Annotated in this window: 15 protein-coding genes; 7 read left to right on the top strand and 8 right to left on the bottom strand. The window is 39.3% G+C overall.

Features of this window, described 5'->3' with window-relative positions:
* The first annotated feature begins 72 nt into the window (after positions 1 to 72).
* The 4 genes from HCJ30_RS00195 (at position 73) to HCJ30_RS00210 (ending at position 4,122) form a co-directional block, all read left to right on the top strand.
* Positions 73 to 489: a MarR family winged helix-turn-helix transcriptional regulator gene (locus HCJ30_RS00195; protein WP_185390494.1), complete on the top strand. Its 417-nt coding sequence runs from the start codon at positions 73 to 75 to the stop codon at positions 487 to 489.
* Between the two features lie 6 nt (positions 490 to 495).
* Positions 496 to 1,455 (top strand): ring-cleaving dioxygenase, encoded by a 960-nt coding sequence (locus tag HCJ30_RS00200; RefSeq protein ID WP_185390495.1) that lies wholly within the window; start codon positions 496 to 498, stop codon positions 1,453 to 1,455.
* A 71-nt stretch (positions 1,456 to 1,526) separates the two neighbouring features.
* Complete coding sequence (locus HCJ30_RS00205) at positions 1,527 to 2,162, top strand: histidine phosphatase family protein (protein WP_185390496.1); 636 nt, start codon at positions 1,527 to 1,529, stop codon at positions 2,160 to 2,162.
* A gap of 73 nt (positions 2,163 to 2,235) precedes the next feature.
* Positions 2,236 to 4,122 carry an ABC transporter permease subunit gene (locus HCJ30_RS00210; protein ID WP_185390497.1) on the top strand — a complete coding sequence of 629 codons (1,887 nt, stop codon included), beginning with the start codon at positions 2,236 to 2,238 and terminating at the stop codon, positions 4,120 to 4,122.
* Between the two features lie 29 nt (positions 4,123 to 4,151).
* Here HCJ30_RS00210 and HCJ30_RS00215 read toward each other — a convergent pair whose 3' ends face one another.
* The 4 genes from HCJ30_RS00215 to yidA form a co-directional block, all read right to left on the bottom strand.
* A complete protein-coding gene (locus HCJ30_RS00215; protein ID WP_185390498.1) occupies positions 4,152 to 5,237 on the bottom strand; it encodes a leucine-rich repeat domain-containing protein in 1,086 nt (361 codons plus the stop codon).
* Positions 5,238 to 5,372: 135 nt separating this feature from the next.
* Positions 5,373 to 5,996 carry an SMI1/KNR4 family protein gene (locus HCJ30_RS00220; RefSeq protein WP_185390499.1) on the bottom strand — a complete coding sequence of 208 codons (624 nt, stop codon included), beginning with the start codon at positions 5,994 to 5,996 and terminating at the stop codon, positions 5,373 to 5,375.
* A 3-nt stretch (positions 5,997 to 5,999) separates the two neighbouring features.
* The gene (locus HCJ30_RS00225; protein ID WP_185390500.1) at positions 6,000 to 7,436 is read right to left on the bottom strand and encodes a glycoside hydrolase family 1 protein; all 1,437 of its coding nucleotides are present in this window, start codon (positions 7,434 to 7,436) and stop codon (positions 6,000 to 6,002) included.
* Between the two features lie 119 nt (positions 7,437 to 7,555).
* Complete coding sequence (gene yidA, locus HCJ30_RS00230; RefSeq protein WP_185390501.1) at positions 7,556 to 8,368, bottom strand: sugar-phosphatase; 813 nt, start codon at positions 8,366 to 8,368, stop codon at positions 7,556 to 7,558.
* A gap of 135 nt (positions 8,369 to 8,503) precedes the next feature.
* On the opposite strand from yidA, the gene HCJ30_RS00235 reads away from it, so the two are divergent.
* Positions 8,504 to 9,007, top strand: a complete 504-nt coding sequence (locus HCJ30_RS00235) for a GNAT family N-acetyltransferase (protein ID WP_185391550.1) — start codon at positions 8,504 to 8,506, stop codon at positions 9,005 to 9,007.
* Positions 9,008 to 9,043: 36 nt separating this feature from the next.
* On the opposite strand, the gene HCJ30_RS00240 is transcribed toward HCJ30_RS00235, so the two are convergent.
* The 4 genes from HCJ30_RS00240 to msmX form a co-directional block, all read right to left on the bottom strand.
* Entirely contained in the window at positions 9,044 to 9,706 is a 663-nt protein-coding gene (locus tag HCJ30_RS00240; protein ID WP_185390502.1) for a Crp/Fnr family transcriptional regulator, read from the bottom strand.
* A 263-nt stretch (positions 9,707 to 9,969) separates the two neighbouring features.
* Positions 9,970 to 10,812: a ComEC/Rec2 family competence protein gene (locus HCJ30_RS00245; RefSeq protein ID WP_185390503.1), complete on the bottom strand. Its 843-nt coding sequence runs from the start codon at positions 10,810 to 10,812 to the stop codon at positions 9,970 to 9,972.
* Positions 10,813 to 10,828: 16 nt separating this feature from the next.
* A complete protein-coding gene (locus tag HCJ30_RS00250) occupies positions 10,829 to 11,650 on the bottom strand; it encodes an HAD family hydrolase (RefSeq protein WP_185390504.1) in 822 nt (273 codons plus the stop codon).
* Positions 11,651 to 11,770: 120 nt separating this feature from the next.
* On the bottom strand, positions 11,771 to 12,871 hold the full coding sequence (gene msmX, locus HCJ30_RS00255) for an oligosaccharide ABC transporter ATP-binding protein MsmX (RefSeq protein ID WP_185390505.1): 1,101 nt from the start codon (positions 12,869 to 12,871) through the stop codon (positions 11,771 to 11,773).
* Positions 12,872 to 13,161: 290 nt separating this feature from the next.
* Here msmX and nrdD point away from each other — a divergent pair, with 290 nt between their 5' ends.
* Both nrdD and nrdG read left to right on the top strand, forming a co-directional pair.
* Entirely contained in the window at positions 13,162 to 15,312 is a 2,151-nt protein-coding gene (gene nrdD, locus HCJ30_RS00260; RefSeq protein WP_185390506.1) for an anaerobic ribonucleoside-triphosphate reductase, read from the top strand.
* On the top strand, positions 15,305 to 15,856 hold the full coding sequence (nrdG, locus tag HCJ30_RS00265) for an anaerobic ribonucleoside-triphosphate reductase activating protein (RefSeq protein WP_185390507.1): 552 nt from the start codon (positions 15,305 to 15,307) through the stop codon (positions 15,854 to 15,856). Before nrdD ends, nrdG begins: the two co-directional genes overlap by 8 nt.
* The last annotated feature ends 17 nt before the right edge of the window (positions 15,857 to 15,873 follow it).

Raw genomic sequence — 15,873 nt, forward strand, 5'->3', positions numbered from 1 at the left:
GATGCTAGACTTTTTTCTTGCATTTAATTTAGTTTAGTACTAAACTAATAATATTAAGAGGAGGGGAAGAGCATGGTGAGAAAAGAAGAACGGCTAGGGGTTTTGCTTTGGTTTCGGTTTAGTCGTTTTTATAATCGAAATATGAAGCTGACCAATCAAAACTTGCGAGCTGTAGGGATTTCAACGGCGCAGTTTGATTGCATTGCCCAGATTGGTTTAGACAACGAGATTACGCAGCAACAACTTGCCGAAAAATTAGTTGTAACGAAGGGAAATGTTACCCAACTCCTCGCAAAATTAGAGCAATTAGGTTATATTACACGGACGAAGGCGGGGCGCGAAAAACATATTGCCCTCACAGAAAAAGGCCAGGCGTGTTACCGCGAAAACGTGCCAAAGCAAGAAGCATTCCAGCAAGAGCAATTTGATAAATTAACAAGAGACGAGCAAAAAGAACTACTCAAGCTATTAAAAAAATTAGGAGAGTGATTATTTATGAAATTAACGGGAATTCATCACGTATCTATTTTTACAGCGAATGCACGAGCAAACTTTGACTTTTATACAAAAATAATGGGATTACGATTAGTGAAAAAATCGGTTAACCAAGACGATCCATATACGTATCACTTATATTACGGCGACGAAATTGGCTCGCCGGGGACAGCGCTAACTTTCTTTGAAGTACCAAACATGGCTAAAAATCATCCATCACGCAATGCGATTTCGCAGCTTAGTTTACGCGTGCCAAACGATGAAGCTTTGCGTTATTGGGATAAAAGACTCGATGAGCATCGCATTTTCCATAGCAAACCAATCGACCAATTCGGGCGCAAAATTATTCGCTTAAAAGACACCGATGGCTTGCCGGTCAACCTTATTTCCGATGAAACAAGCACGCAAACAACCTCGGTTTCCCCTTGGGAGGATAGCCCAGTTCCAGCAGAATACGCGATTCGCGGACTTGGCCCAGTGCGTTTCTCCGTTTTCAAAAAAGAGAAAACCGATCGCCTATTAACAAAAGTTTTAGGCTTTGAACGAATTGGCGCATATGAAGAAGATGATAAACTATTAACTGTTTTTAAAACTGGCGATGTCGGGCTTGGCGGCGAAGTTCACGTGGAGTCGCGACCTGATTTAGAGCAAGGCAACCTTGGCGCAGGCGGCATTCACCATGTGGCGTTCCGCGTACCAACAGATGGTGATTTGATTGGCTGGACAGAGATGATACAAGACCTTGGCTATAAAAATTCCGGCTACGTGGATCGGTTCTATTTTCATTCCCTTTATTTCCGCGAAAGCAATGGCATCCTAATTGAACTCGCAACTGACGAACCAGGATTCCAAACCGATTTCACGAAAGAGCATGGCACGTATGTTGATTTGCCGCCACATTTGGAAGAGCGTCGCGAAGATATTTTAGCGCATTTAAAACCACTTGATACTGACAAATAAATAAGAAAACCTTGAAAATATGCCTATTCATGATACAATTTTAGAAGAATGTGTAATTAGGAGGCAGAATTTTGGCAGAAGGTTTACGTACGATTTATTTTGTAAGACATGGTAAAACAGAGTGGAACATGACTGGACAAATGCAAGGTTGGGGCGATTCTCCACTAGTTGCAGAAGGAATTGACGGCGCAAAAGCAGTCGGCGAAGTCTTGAAAGATACACAAATTGATGCCGTTTATACGAGCACAAGTAAACGCACACAAGATACTGCGGCTTACATTCTCGGCGACCGCGAAATCGAAATTCAACCGCTTGAAGAACTAAAAGAAATGGGTTTTGGAACGTGGGAAGGCGTTACGGTCATGGAAATTGACGAAAAACACCCGGAAGAACGTGCGAAAATCCTTCATAGCCCAGAAACCTACAAAGCAGAAGTAAATGGCGGCGAGACTTACTATGAGCTTGCAGAACGACTACTTCAAGGCGTTGACAAAATCATCGCTGAAAATCCAAGCGGGAACATATTAGTCGTTTCTCACGGAATGTCGCTAACGCTATTATTATATTTGCTACAAGGTGGAACCATTGAAAATCACCGCAAAGAAGCACCAAAAATCTTGAATACAAGCATTAGCATCGTAGAATACCAAAACGGCGAATTTTCGCTAACAAAATTAAATGAAATTGGTCATTTAGACTTGAAATAACTAGAATCTCGGGCATATCTCATTAGAGGTGTGTCCTAGATTTATAAATAAGAGAGAGCGAGAAATAATACATATGAAAAGAATTGTCAAAATTTTTCTACATTATTTATTAGGCATTTTAGGAATTATTTTAATCAGCTGTGTTCCCGCGATATTTAGCAAAGTGACATCCTGGTCGTCAAGCACGTATTTCGAGGCGCTCAAGTCTATTTTCTCTGCCATTTTACACCCAACAAAATGGGAAATCAGCTACCAAGGAGCCGCCGAAGTTTTCCACGTGTCCTTAGTAGATTTTATCACCGGACCTTATTTCTATTCGATGAAAATTATCGTAGCTAGCTTACTTATTTCGCTAATTATCGCCTATCTTTTAGTCCTGGCAACATTCCGCGGGCCTAAGTGGTTGCGCCGCGGGTTAGACGGATTTTTATCAATCCTTCAAGCATTCCCGGACTTTTCTTTTATTTTCCTTATTCAAATGGCCGTCGTCTACATATACCAACAAACCGGCGTGTTCACCTTGAATTTTTACAGCTTAAACGGCGAGCAAATATACGCCGCTCCAGTCGTCTGCTTATCCATCATTCCAACCGTGCTCTTTTATAAAATGATGATGCTCCTTATGAAAACTGAATGGCAGGCCGATTACATCCAATTAGCACGCGGAAAAGGTTTGGCCGACAGAGCAATTTTACTGCGCCACGCCACACCAAACATGATGCAAAGTCTGTTCTACCAATCAAAAACCATCGTTTGGTTTATCCTAAGCGCCTACCTCGTTGTAGAATTTTTGTTCGGCATCGAAGGCGTGCTCTACTATTTGCTAGCTGGATTTAGCCCATTAAATATTTTCCTAGTATTAGCACTTGTTTTCACCCCATTTTACTTCTTTTATGCACTACTGGACCTATGGATTAGCCACGGAAAAACCACCGAGAGCGCAAACGTTACCCGAATCCCGCTACATTGGAACAGTTTTCAGAAGACCTTTACGGAAAAAGTAAACCTTAAAAGCAAATGGCGAAACATTGTAGTAACGACCGGGCAGCTCCTAAAACGACCATCTTTCAGCATTCCGCTGATCACACTTAGTAGCTTACTAATCGCAAGCCTGATCTATGGTTTCATGGGAGATACCATACATTCGCTCAAATTTATTAGCGATTCAGCCGGACGAGTAACCGATATGGCGCCATTCAAACCCAATTCGCAAGTCTGGCTAGGCACCGACCAAGCCGGTAACTCCATTCTCGACCAATTACTAGTCGGCATCAAATACACGCTACTCGTCGCGGTTATCATCGCAACGCTACGTGTCGTGATTGGCTACATTTTGGCAGTGCCGCTCGCATTTTTTAGCAAGCCGCGAACCCGTAATTTCGTTCAAAGCATAGCGGACGGGATGCATTATCTGCCACTATCGCTGCTCGTATTTATTATCATGGTCAACGAATTCATCAGCTATTCCGGCATTTTCGAAACAAGCCTACTGACGCGGATTAGCTTCCAAATTTTAATCATGATAGTCATCGTGCTGCCAATTACAACCAACCGAATCAGCAGTGAAATTTCCCAAGTGTTAAAAAAAGAATTCGTCCTGAGCGCGCTCGTTTTTGGCGGAAATGCTCGCTGGATTTTAACCAAGCATATCAATCCACAAATCTGGTCCAAATTAATTTTGATTTGGATTGAGCAGCTCATTCAAACACTTCAGATGTTCGTGCATTTGGCTATCTTTGGCATTTTCATCGGCGGGGCAATCATGGGGGCCGATGATGGCATGCTGAACCCAGTTATCCCTGAATTATCTGGCCTAATCGCCAACGCCAAATTCGTTTTCGCCAATCACCAATTCTGGATAATTTTATCACCATTGATCGTATTTATGATTTTAATTCTTTGCTTCCAAATGATGGCGAATTCGCTGTTAAAACGAGAAGAAGAAAGCAAAAAAGCCTAGTTCATTTTAAAGAACTAGGCTTTTATTATTTAAGGAGTGACTGTTTGATAGACAGTGACTGTGACAGAAGGGAAAGTTGGATATTGATTATTTAAGAAGTAAGCAGAATTATCGCCTACATTTTCCCAAGTAAGTGTATCATTTTGGTAAGTGCCTGGAGTGTACCAAACCCAATCGTGTAATGTTACTCCAAGGTTATCTTTAATTACAATATTAGTGGAATCCCCAAGAGCGATGTCTGGAAGGTATATATTTTGTCCAGTGGCGTCAAACAATTCTAAGCTGTGACCTGCCAATGAGCTGAAATCACTAATCTGATTTTCTTCTATTTGTATTGACTTAATTGTTGGAATGGTGCTGAGAGGTGTAACATCTTTAATTTGATTAAAATTAGCATCAAAGTATTCTAGTTTTGTTTTATTTCTTAATGACTCAATAGAAGTCAGTTTATTGCTTTCGGCATAAAAAACTTTGAGATTATCGAGTGCTGAAAGGACACTGATGTCTGATACATTATTTGCTGAAATAGATAAATTGGTTAATTGGGGAGTATCTTTTAGCACCGAAATATCATTTAGTTGATTGCTACTAAGATTTAATATTTTTAAATTAGTTAAATTTTCGAAAGATGGTAAGGTGGAGATTTGGTTAACGCCTAGTTCTAAGTTATTTAACTTAGGTAAGTTCATTAGCGGAGTAATATCTGTAATTTGGTTGGAGTTAAGTGATACAACTTCTAATTCTGTTAAATTAGCGAGATTCTCTAAGTTGCTAATGTTGTTTTGGCTTAAATCTACCAATTTTAAGTTGTGTAAATATTCCATCCCTGTTAAATCTTCCACATCGAACGCCACATATACCATTGTGGTAATAGTATCTAGTTGTTCTTGGGTGACGACCGTATCCTCGGAAACACCTAATTCCTGTGCGACTTTAAAAGCTAGAGCATCATCTGGAAAAATTTGATCAACCGTGGCTGGAGGAGCTTCTTGTAAGCTTTTTTCTGGGGCAGTTGTAATGTCTGATGTAGCAGCATTTACTTCGACTTGCTCAGCTAAAGGGCTAAAACAAATCAAGGTCGTACATGCAAGACTTGCTAGAATAAATTTTTTCATGTCATCCTACTCCTTTTCTATAATATAAATGGAGTATAGCATGCCAATTATTAAATAATAAAAAGCAATCATATTTGAACATTGTATAAAAAAACCGCTAAAAAAGAATATGCACTTTTTTAGCGGTTTTTCGTTTTATTCACTTGCTTCAATCGATTTATCTAACCATAATTCATACCATTCCAGAAAGTTTAAACGTTCTTCATTCCCAAAGTAAAAATCAGGGTAGACGCCATTGTCATTGTTCCTATCATCCACCCAAATTTCTCCGTAAGAAGGGCCGTTTACAACCAGGTTAATCGATACACCACAACCGAAGTTAGAAATGCGCAGAAGTCCAAATACTTCTTTATCAGAAAAGCACAGTTCTTGCCAAGCATCATAAGCTTCATCGGACATTCCTTCTTTATAACCAGGTGCAATCCAGTCATCTGTATGGGGGAAAGGTTTACTTAGCGTTTGCACCCCATACTTTTCATCCTTGTAATCAAGTGAAGCGCAAAGCCCGTCGACCAAAGTTTCTAAACCATAGTAAGGACCCATTCCACCATCACCAATCTGTTCCAAAAATGCGCGATAACCTTGTGGTAAAGTTATTTGGTGCTTATCTTCAAACGCAGTAATAGTTTGATTAGACAAAGGTTGATTGAGTTTATAGGCATGGCTTTCTGAACCAAATAAATTCATATCGCCATCTTTTTCTTTTAAAGTAGTGATTTTTGCTTGGATTCTAGCTAGCTGATTTTGATATTCAGCCATACTTTACAGGTCTGCTCCATTAGTTTCAATCACTTGTTTATACCAATAATAGCTTTTCTTCGGAATACGCGTCATTGGCGCATCATCTTCCACATCACGGTCAACATAAACAAAACCGTAACGTTTTTGATAGCCGTTTAACCAGCTTAGAAGGTCTGTGAAGCTCCAAGTGCAGTATCCTAACATATCAACCCCATCACTAATTGCATCGCGAATAGCAGTTGCATGCGCGCTCAGATAGTCAATACGGTAGTCATCATTTACTTCGCCATCCACTAATTTATCAAATTCACCTAAACCATTTTCAGTAATTAAAATTGGTAAAGCATAGCGGCTGTTAATACGACGAAGCGCAATTTGTAAGCCTTTAGGATCGATTGTCCAGTCCCAGTTCGTTGTTTTTACGAAAGGATTAACGATTTTTTTGTAAACGCCAGGGATACCAGTTTCTTTTGTGCTGCCTTTTTTACCAGTGAAGTTCATTTCGTTGTTTTGACCAACACCATCAAGCGGGTTGTAAGCAACTGTTGCGGATTGATAGTAGTTCACGCCCATGAAATCTGGTTTTGCAGACGCAAGTAGTTCCATATCGCCATCTTCAATAACTGGCGCAATATCGTTTTCTTCTAAATATTTCCAAACAGCTTTCGGATAACGACCAAAAGCATACATATCCATCCAGAAATAGCTATTTAATTCTTCTGCATCGTCGGCAGCTTGAACATTTTTAGGATCTGTGTCGATTGGATAATGTGGTGTGTAAGCAAAACTTGGTCCAATTTTTCCATCAGGAACGATTTCGTGGAAAGCTTTGATAACACTCGCATTAGCTAAGTTCGCAATATGGTTTACTGCGTACATTCTTTTTGGATCGCTAACTTTTGGCGGGTGAAGCGCTTGACCATAACCCATACCAACAAAGATATTTTGCTCATTCAAGGAAACCCAATATTTCACGCGGTCGCCGTAACGTTTGAATAGCGTTGTGGAATAATTCGTGAAATCTTCAATAACTTGGCGAGATTCCCAGCCACCGTATTCATCAAATAATGCTTGCGGAATATCCCAGTGATAAAGCGTTACAAGCGGTTCGATGTCATATTTAAGCAACTCATCAATTAAGTTATCATAAAATTTCAATCCAGCTTCATTTACTTCGCCTTTACCATTTGGGAAGATACGAGTCCAAGCGATGGAGAAACGGTAAGCTTTTAGGCCAGCGTCTGCCATTAGTTTTACGTCTTCTTTATAACGGTGATAATGGTCAACAGCGACATCGCCATTTGTACCTTTGAAAGTAGTTCCAGGAATGCGGACATATTCGTCCCAAACTGATTTACCTTTACCATCTGCGTCCCATGCTCCTTCGATTTGATAAGCTGCAGATGCAGAACCCCATAAGAAGTCTTTCGGGAATGGTGAACGTTTTTGATGTTCCATTTAATATAACCTCCATTAAAGCGATTTTTATTAAAAAACTATACTAATATATTTTAAAGTATATTCTTTTAAAAAGATAGTTAAAAAACGCAGATTCGAAAGGAATCTGCGTTTTTGTTTTATTTATCGAGCACGAATTTTTGAATCGCTTTTGCGACGCCACTGTCATTGTTCGAAGCAGTCGTATAGTCAGAAAGTTGCTTAATTCTTTCCGGAGCATTGCCCATCGCAATACCAAGTCCAGCAAACTCAAGCATCGTAACGTCATTTTCTTGGTCGCCAATGCAGATAACTTCGCTTTGCTTAATGCCAAGTTTTTCGGAAAGTTCTTTGACCGCGTTACCTTTACTAGCGTCACGATTTAGAATTTCCAAGTAGAAAGGCGTACTACGAACTAGATGATATTTTTCACGGAAAGATTCCGGCATTTTCGCAATACCAGCTTCTAGTTCTGGGGCTTCTTCAATAAACATTGCTTTCGACATAATAAAATCTTCCGGCACGTTTTCGATTTCTTTATAAATCAATTGGCTACCAGTAAGATAGGCTTCGACAATCGTGTATTTGCCGATTTCACGGTTCGGCGTATAAAGCGCTTTGTCATCAAAGAAATGCATGTGCAAATTGCTATTTAAGCTCACTTCGTAAATATCTTTTAAGTCTTCGATACCAAGTGTTAAGTGAGAAATAACTTCTTTGGTAAACGTATCTTGAACGAGTGCGCCGTTAAAACTAATAACGTAATCGCCTTCCTCACGTAGTTCAAGTTCTGTTAAATAATTTTCTACGCCAACAAGCGGACGCCCAGTACAAAGAACCACTTTTACACCTTTTAATTTAGCTTGACGAATGGCTTCTTTTACTTCATCTGTAACCTTATGATCATCTGTTAGTAGTGTTCCATCAATATCAATCGCAATTAATTTATACAATATACTAGCTCCTTTTCCATCATAAACTCATTCTAGTATAGCATAAATTCAGACAGATTTGCGGCTATCTATTGAAACGACAAGGAATTTATGGCATGATTGACATGGAAACTTGATAAAGAAAAGAGTGAAATAATGAAACGTAATTATCATGTGAAATTTTTAAATGAAAAAGATGTAGAACTTGCAGAAGCTGTTTGCGCAGCATCCGAAGATTATTATCTAATTGAACAAAATAAGCCCGCATCGAAAAATGATGCATTAAAAATTATCACTGAAATTCCAGACGGAAAAACAAGATTCGATAAATTCGTACTAGCAGTGTTGGATGAAAATGAAAAACCAATCGGCTTAGTAGATATCGTTTCCGATTACCCAAGAAAAGGCCGCTGGTTTATCGGCTTGCTCCTTTTAACGCCAGATGCTCGTCATAATGGTCTTGGAAAAGTGCTTCACCAAACGATCAAAGAGTGGGCTAGTGACGGCGGGGCAGATTCTTTAGCGTTAGGCGTCTTAGCAGAGAATGAAAAAGGTCGCGGATTTTTTGAACATCTGGGTTACACGAAAGAAGAAACAAAACAAGCTAGTTATGGTGGAAAAGAACAAGAAGTTAGCATTTTCGCTTTAGCTATTAAATAAAAGAAGGATGTAGCTCATTAGGCTGCATCCTTTTTGTTAATCTACTGCATTATTTTTTTCTAATAGAGCGTCCATATTAACGCGCCATTGTAATTTTACTTTTGAAATAATCCCTGCTTCTTTTAATTCTTTCAGTTGTGAATAGAAGAATGCTTTGGAAAGAGTACAGTAATTTTTAATGACTGTTGTACTAATTGCTTTCGGTAGTGATGCCACGCCGTTTTCTACCTCGATTTCAAGGAGTTTGACAAGCATTTCAAAAACAAAAGCTAATTGATCTTTTTTATCGCGATATTGTATAAGCGATTTGTAATAACCATGTTTTGCAATGGTCCTCATGATAGTATACTGGAAACCAAAATTTTCCGGGAAAAGAGATAATGAATATTCAATATCTTTCTTCTTATATATGATTACTTCACATTCTGTTAACGTTTGATAAGTAAATAGAAGTGGTGTGTTTTCGAAAATAGTATAGTATCCCATGAAAAAATTAGCTGTGAATATAGAATAAATTTTATCATTATCGAAATCAATGTATCCAGCCAATAAACCGGATTTTAGTAAATATACACAATCCTGATTTTCCGTTACTAAATCGTTTAAAATGGTGTGTTCAGGAATCGTGATACTGTTGGATTTTAAATTGTATTGCTCCATCATTGCAACAAACTCTTTGTGATTAAATGGATAGGCCATTTTTTCGCTTCGTCTCCTTCAGATTCAGTTGTGCTCACATAAATTAATTGTATCACCGTAAAAGTCTTATTAAGTACTAAAAACAGACCACGACAGAATCTCTTTTTTATGAAAATACCCGTTTTAAGCCAATGTAACCGCAATAATTTTGCCACATTTAGCCTATTTCTTGCTTGAAAAAGGTTAAGCATTACTCATTATTGAAAAAGGCCGATAATAAAGTTTTCTCTTTATTATCGGCCTTTTGAATGTGGACATCGAAATTATTTCCCAATTGAATACGTGCTACCGTTACCTGTGACAACGATTGTTTTACTACGATCTGTCCGATAAACTTTTGCTTTCGCTTTGGTTAGTCTGCTGACTGTTTGCGAAGTGGGGTGACCGTAGCCATTTTTGCCGACACTAATAATGGCGTATTTTGGTTTCACGACATTAACAAAAGCTTGGCTAGTCGCAGTTTTGGAGCCTTGTGTACTTACTTTTAGCACATCAGCTCGTAAAGTTTTCTTCGCTTTAATCATATCGGTTTCTGCTTTGGTTTGCGCATCTCCTGTGAAAAGAAAGGTGTTTTTCTTATATGCGACGTGGAGAACAGCGCTCCAATTGTTGCGATCGGTTTTTCCATATGTTTTAACAGGCCCTACAAACTGGGCATTTACTCCTTTGACGGGAAGTTTTACACCAGCTTTGGCGGTTTTAATCGCTAATTTTTTCTTTTTCGCCGTATTTACAAAATCTTTGTATGCGGCTGTTGTATTAGTAGAATTAGGTGCGTAAAGGCTTTTTACTTTGATACTATTCATGACTTCTGGTAAGCCGCCAATGTTGTCAGCGTCTGAATGGGAGGCAATCATAATATCAATATCTTGTACTTTTAATTTCTTTAAATAGTTAACGACAATTTTCCCTTTGCCTTTGTTACCAGCATCGATGAGGATATCTTCCCCACTAGGCGCTTTGATGTAAATGGCGTCCCCCTGGCCAACATCAATGAAATGTACTTTTATTGTTGGTGCAGCTGCTTCGGCTTGGATGGAACCCGGTACCGAAATCCCCGTAATTAAAGCAAAAACCAACAATATGTTTAAAATCCCTTTTTTCATCCCTTTTCCCCTTCTCTTATGAAATGAATTCTTTTAGAAATTTGTAAACCCCATCTGCTTCATTCGTGTCAGTAAGATGACTAGCTGCTGCTTTGACATTATCACTTGCATTCGCCATCGCAACACCAGTTCCAGCATATTGTAGCATGCCAATATCATTTTCGCCATCACCAAACGTAATAATTCGTTCACGCGGGATACCATAATGCTTCCCAAGCGCTTCAACAGCTGTTTTTTTGTCAGAATTAGCAGGAAGTATTTCTAAATTATCATGGTGAGAAGAGAGTACGCGGATACCATTTGCTTCATTAAGAGCTGCGCGAACCTCAGTTAATTTAGCGGCCTCATTTTCAGCAACAACAATCGCGTTTAAAAATTGATGCATATTTTCGTCAAAAACACTTTTATCATTAATAGAAACGAGCGAAAAACTTTTATGGCCCGTATCTAGGCGACTTTTATCCGCAAGTTCACGGAAGAAAGCAGGTGGTTCTTTTGTATAGAAAAGTGCATTTGTAGAGAAGAAAAACAGTGGCAAATCAAAATCGCTCATAATTTCGTAAGTGGAGCGGATTGCTGTGGTTTCTAAAGTTGTTTTAAGCAATTGTTCATCGCGAATGGCCGCATAAGAGCCGTTAGATGCGATAACATGGCCCGAGTTGCTGACTTTAAAACCAACTTCACGAGCAGAAGGATACATCCGACCTGTAGAAATAGAGAAAATATGGCCATCTTTTTCTAAAGTTTGGATTAAATCGCGCGTTTTTTCGGATACAGTTTGATCTTGGCGTAGTAACGTGCCATCAATATCGGAACAAATTAAATATTTTTCAGTCAAATAAAATCATCCTTTTTAGTTAATAAGCTAAGTATACCATGTGTGAATCGGGAATGATGCAATGATTTTTATCTGCGTATAAAAAAAGCCACCAGATTCGGCGGCTTTTTCATAAGTAAATTAATCAGTTAAGTTATCTTCTGTTTCTGGATCAAAGAAATGCGATTTAGACATTTCGAATGCTAAAGTTAGTACTTCGTTTGGTTGATGTTCAGAACGAGCATCAACACGAGCTACGAATTCATGTGCACCAACGCGGCTGTGAAGCATAAATTCAGCACCAGTAAGTTCGGCAACAACTGTAGTCGCTTTGAACGTATAACCTGGGTTTGCTTCAATAACGATTGGTTCATCATGGATATCTTCTGGACGAATACCGAAAACGATATCTTTGCCGTCGAATCCTCTGTCTTTAAGAAGTTTCAGTTTACCTTCTGGAACAGCGATAGTGAAGTCATCACCGATAAAGTTAGCGCCTTCTAAACGACCTTTGAAGAAGTTCATCGCTGGGCTACCAATAAAGCCGGCTACGAACATATTCACTGGGTGATCATACACTTGTTTTGGGGAACCAACTTGTTGGATAACGCCGTCTTTCATGATAACGATACGTGTCGCCATTGTCATTGCTTCTGTTTGGTCATGGGTAACGTAGATCATTGTCGTATCTAATTGTTGGTGAAGTTTTGTGATTTCCGCACGCATTTGCACACGTAATTTTGCATCCAAGTTGGAAAGTGGTTCATCCATTAGGAAGACTTTAGCGTCACGAACGATGGCACGACCTAAAGCAACACGTTGACGTTGACCACCGGAAAGTGCACTCGGTTTACGTTTTAAGTACTCTGTTAAGCCAAGAATATCAGCTGCGTGCTCCACACGTTTTTTAATTTCGTCTTTTGGCATTTTACGAAGTTTTAAACCAAATGCCATATTATCATATACAGTCATATGTGGATATAATGCGTAGTTTTGGAAAACCATTGCGATGTCGCGGTCTTTCGGTGCAACATTATTCATTACTTTGCCATCAATTGATAATTCGCCTTTAGAAATTTCTTCTAATCCAGCGATCATACGTAATGTTGTAGATTTACCACAACCAGATGGACCTACAAAAACGATGAATTCTTTGTCATCGATTTCTAAATTAAAGTCAGAAACTGCAGTTACTTTGTTATCATATATTTTATAAATATGTTCTAGTGATAATTGTGCCAACTTATTTCGCCTCTTTCTATTTTTTAACTTGTGTTCATTGTATATGAAAACGCTTTACAAAAACTATGGCAATTTGCACAAAGAAAAAATTCATCTGTTGGGCAAAGTGCATAACTACCAAAAAAATAAAAAGAAGTAAAGGGACAAAAGACCTTTTATGTGAAGGATTTTTCATGCCATTTAATTCTTTAGTCCCAATTCCAAAAAATCCTCGGATATCATTACAAAAAAACTTTATCTTGTGTTATATTATTATAGCAGACACAATATATAGTTAGTGGGGGATTATCATGTACGTGGAACAACTTAATGAACAAAAGGTAATAAAAAGGGATGGCCGCAAAGCAAACTTTGATTTAATTAAAATTCGTAATGCCGTTGAAGCATCTATGAAAGCAATTAATTTAGAGGACGAAACTTTCTTAGAAGAGATTTTGCTTGAGGTTGTAAGTGAATTACCTAACAAGGCAGATATGACCATCGATGAAATCCAGCATTGCGTCGAAAATACTTTAATGAAATCGACGTATCCTGATGTAGCGAGGGCTTACATAGAGTACCGCCATGACCGCGACCATGAGCGTGAAAACATCACAGACATGCACAAAAGCGTAGAAAAATTACTACAAAAAGACAAAACAGTAGTAAACGAAAATGCCAACAAAGACGCAACTGTCTTTAACACACAACGCGATTTAACAGCAGGGGCCGTAGCCAAAAGTTACGCATTAAAATACATGCTGCCAAAACACGTATCCAACGCCCATTTAAAAGGAGAAATCCATTTTCACGATTTAGACTACAGCCCATACCACGCGATGACCAACTGTTGTTTAATCGACATCGAGGGAATGCTTAAAAAAGGATTTACGATTGGTAACGCCAACGTAGAAAGTCCAAAATCCATCCAAACAGCTACAGCGCAAATTGCTCAAATAATCGCAAACGTAGCTAGTTCGCAGTACGGCGGCTGCTCGGTTGACCGCATTGATGAAGTTTTATCCGTTTATGCGCGTTTGAACTTTGAAAAACATAAAAAAGATGCGATGGAATGGGTCGTTCCAGAAAAACAAGAAGGCTATGCGGCAGAGAAAACACGTAAAGATATTTACGATGCCATGCAAAGCTTAGAATACGAAATCAACACATTATATACAAGTAATGGCCAAACACCGTTCGTAACACTAGGCTTTGGTCTTGGTGAAGATTGGTTTGCCCGCGAAATCCAAAAAGCTATCCTAAAAGTAAGAATTGGCGGCGTTGGTAAAGATAAACACACGGCCATTTTCCCGAAATTAGTATTTTCGATTCGCCGTGGAACTAATTTAAACGCAGCAGATCCAAACTATGATATCAAACAATTAGCGCTAGAATGCTCCTCCAAACGGATGTATCCAGACGTGCTTAATTACGACTCACTTGTTCGCTTAACTGGCGATTTCAAAGTGCCAATGGGTTGCCGTTCTTTCTTGCCAGCTTGGGAAAACGAAAATGGTGAACACGTGAACGCAGGAAGAAACAACCTTGGTGTTGTAACACTTAACATTCCACGTATTGCTATTCAAAGTGGCGGCGACAAAGATCGTTTCTGGGAAATTTTCCACGAACGCATGAAAACAGTCAAAGATGCACTGCTTTTCCGTTTAAACCGCGTACGCCAAGCACGTCCAGAAAATGCGCCAATTTTATATAAATATGGAGCATTTGGCAAACGACTACAAGACGGCGAAAGTGTCGATCAATTATTTAATAAAGAACGCTCCACTATTTCTATCGGCTATATCGGTCTTTATGAAGCAGCGACTGTATTTTACGGTGGCGAATGGGAAGGCGATGCAGAAGCGAAAAACTTCACGCTTGATATCTTGAAAGAACTCAAAGGCTATGCCGACAACTGGAAAGATGAATATGGCTATTGGTTCAGCGTCTACTCGACACCAAGCGAAAGCCTAACAGACCGTTTCAACCGTTTAGACAAAGAAAAATATGGCGTAATTAAAGACATCACGGATAAAGACTACTACCAAAACTCTTTCCACTACGATGTTCGCAAAAAAATTACACCATTTGAAAAAATTGATTTTGAAAAAGAATATCCAGAATTTTGCTCAGGCGGATTTATTCACTACTGTGAGTATCCAAAAATGGTTCACAACACGAAAGCGCTTGAGGCTGTATGGGATTACTCTTATGATCGCGTAGCTTATCTTGGTACAAATACACCAATCGATAAATGTTACGAATGTGATTTTGAAGGCGAATTTGTCCCAACAGAAGAAGGCTTCAAATGCCCAAGCTGTGGCAATACTGACCCTGAAAAAGCAGATGTTGTAAAACGTACTTGTGGCTATTTAGGTAACCCAATGAAACGCCCAATGGTTCATGGACGTCACGTAGAAATCAGCAATCGCGTGAAACACATGGAGAACCTAGGTGAATAATCCAAAACCGTGTGAATGGAAGTCGAATGAATTATCCAGAGGGTATATCGCTGACTATAAAGCATTCAATTTTGTCGATGGAGAGGGCGTTCGGTGCAGTTTATATGTATCTGGATGCCCTTTCCACTGCGAAGGCTGCTACAACAAAGCCGCGCAATCATTTAAATACGGCAAACCTTACACTAAAGAACTAGAAGACGATATCCTAAAAGACATCGGCCATGAAAGCGTCCAAGGTCTAACGTTACTTGGCGGAGAACCATTTTTAAACACCGCCATATGCCTATCCGTCGTAAAACGAATCCGCGCGACATACGGCAAAACAAAAGACATTTGGTCATGGACAGGCTACACATGGGACGAAATGATGCAAGAAACCGCCGACAAACTAGAACTTCTATCCTTAATAGATGTCCTAGTAGACGGCCGCTTCGAACAAAAACTTTTCGACCCAAACCTAGCATTCCGCGGTTCCAGCAACCAACGAATTATCGATGTACAGAAATCACTTGCTGCGGGTGAAGTGGTTTTGTATGAGTTGTGAAAGGAGCCCTCTGTGAT

The organism is Listeria cossartiae subsp. cossartiae (assembly GCF_014224155.1).
Taxonomy (GTDB): Bacteria; Bacillota; Bacilli; order Lactobacillales; family Listeriaceae; genus Listeria; species Listeria cossartiae.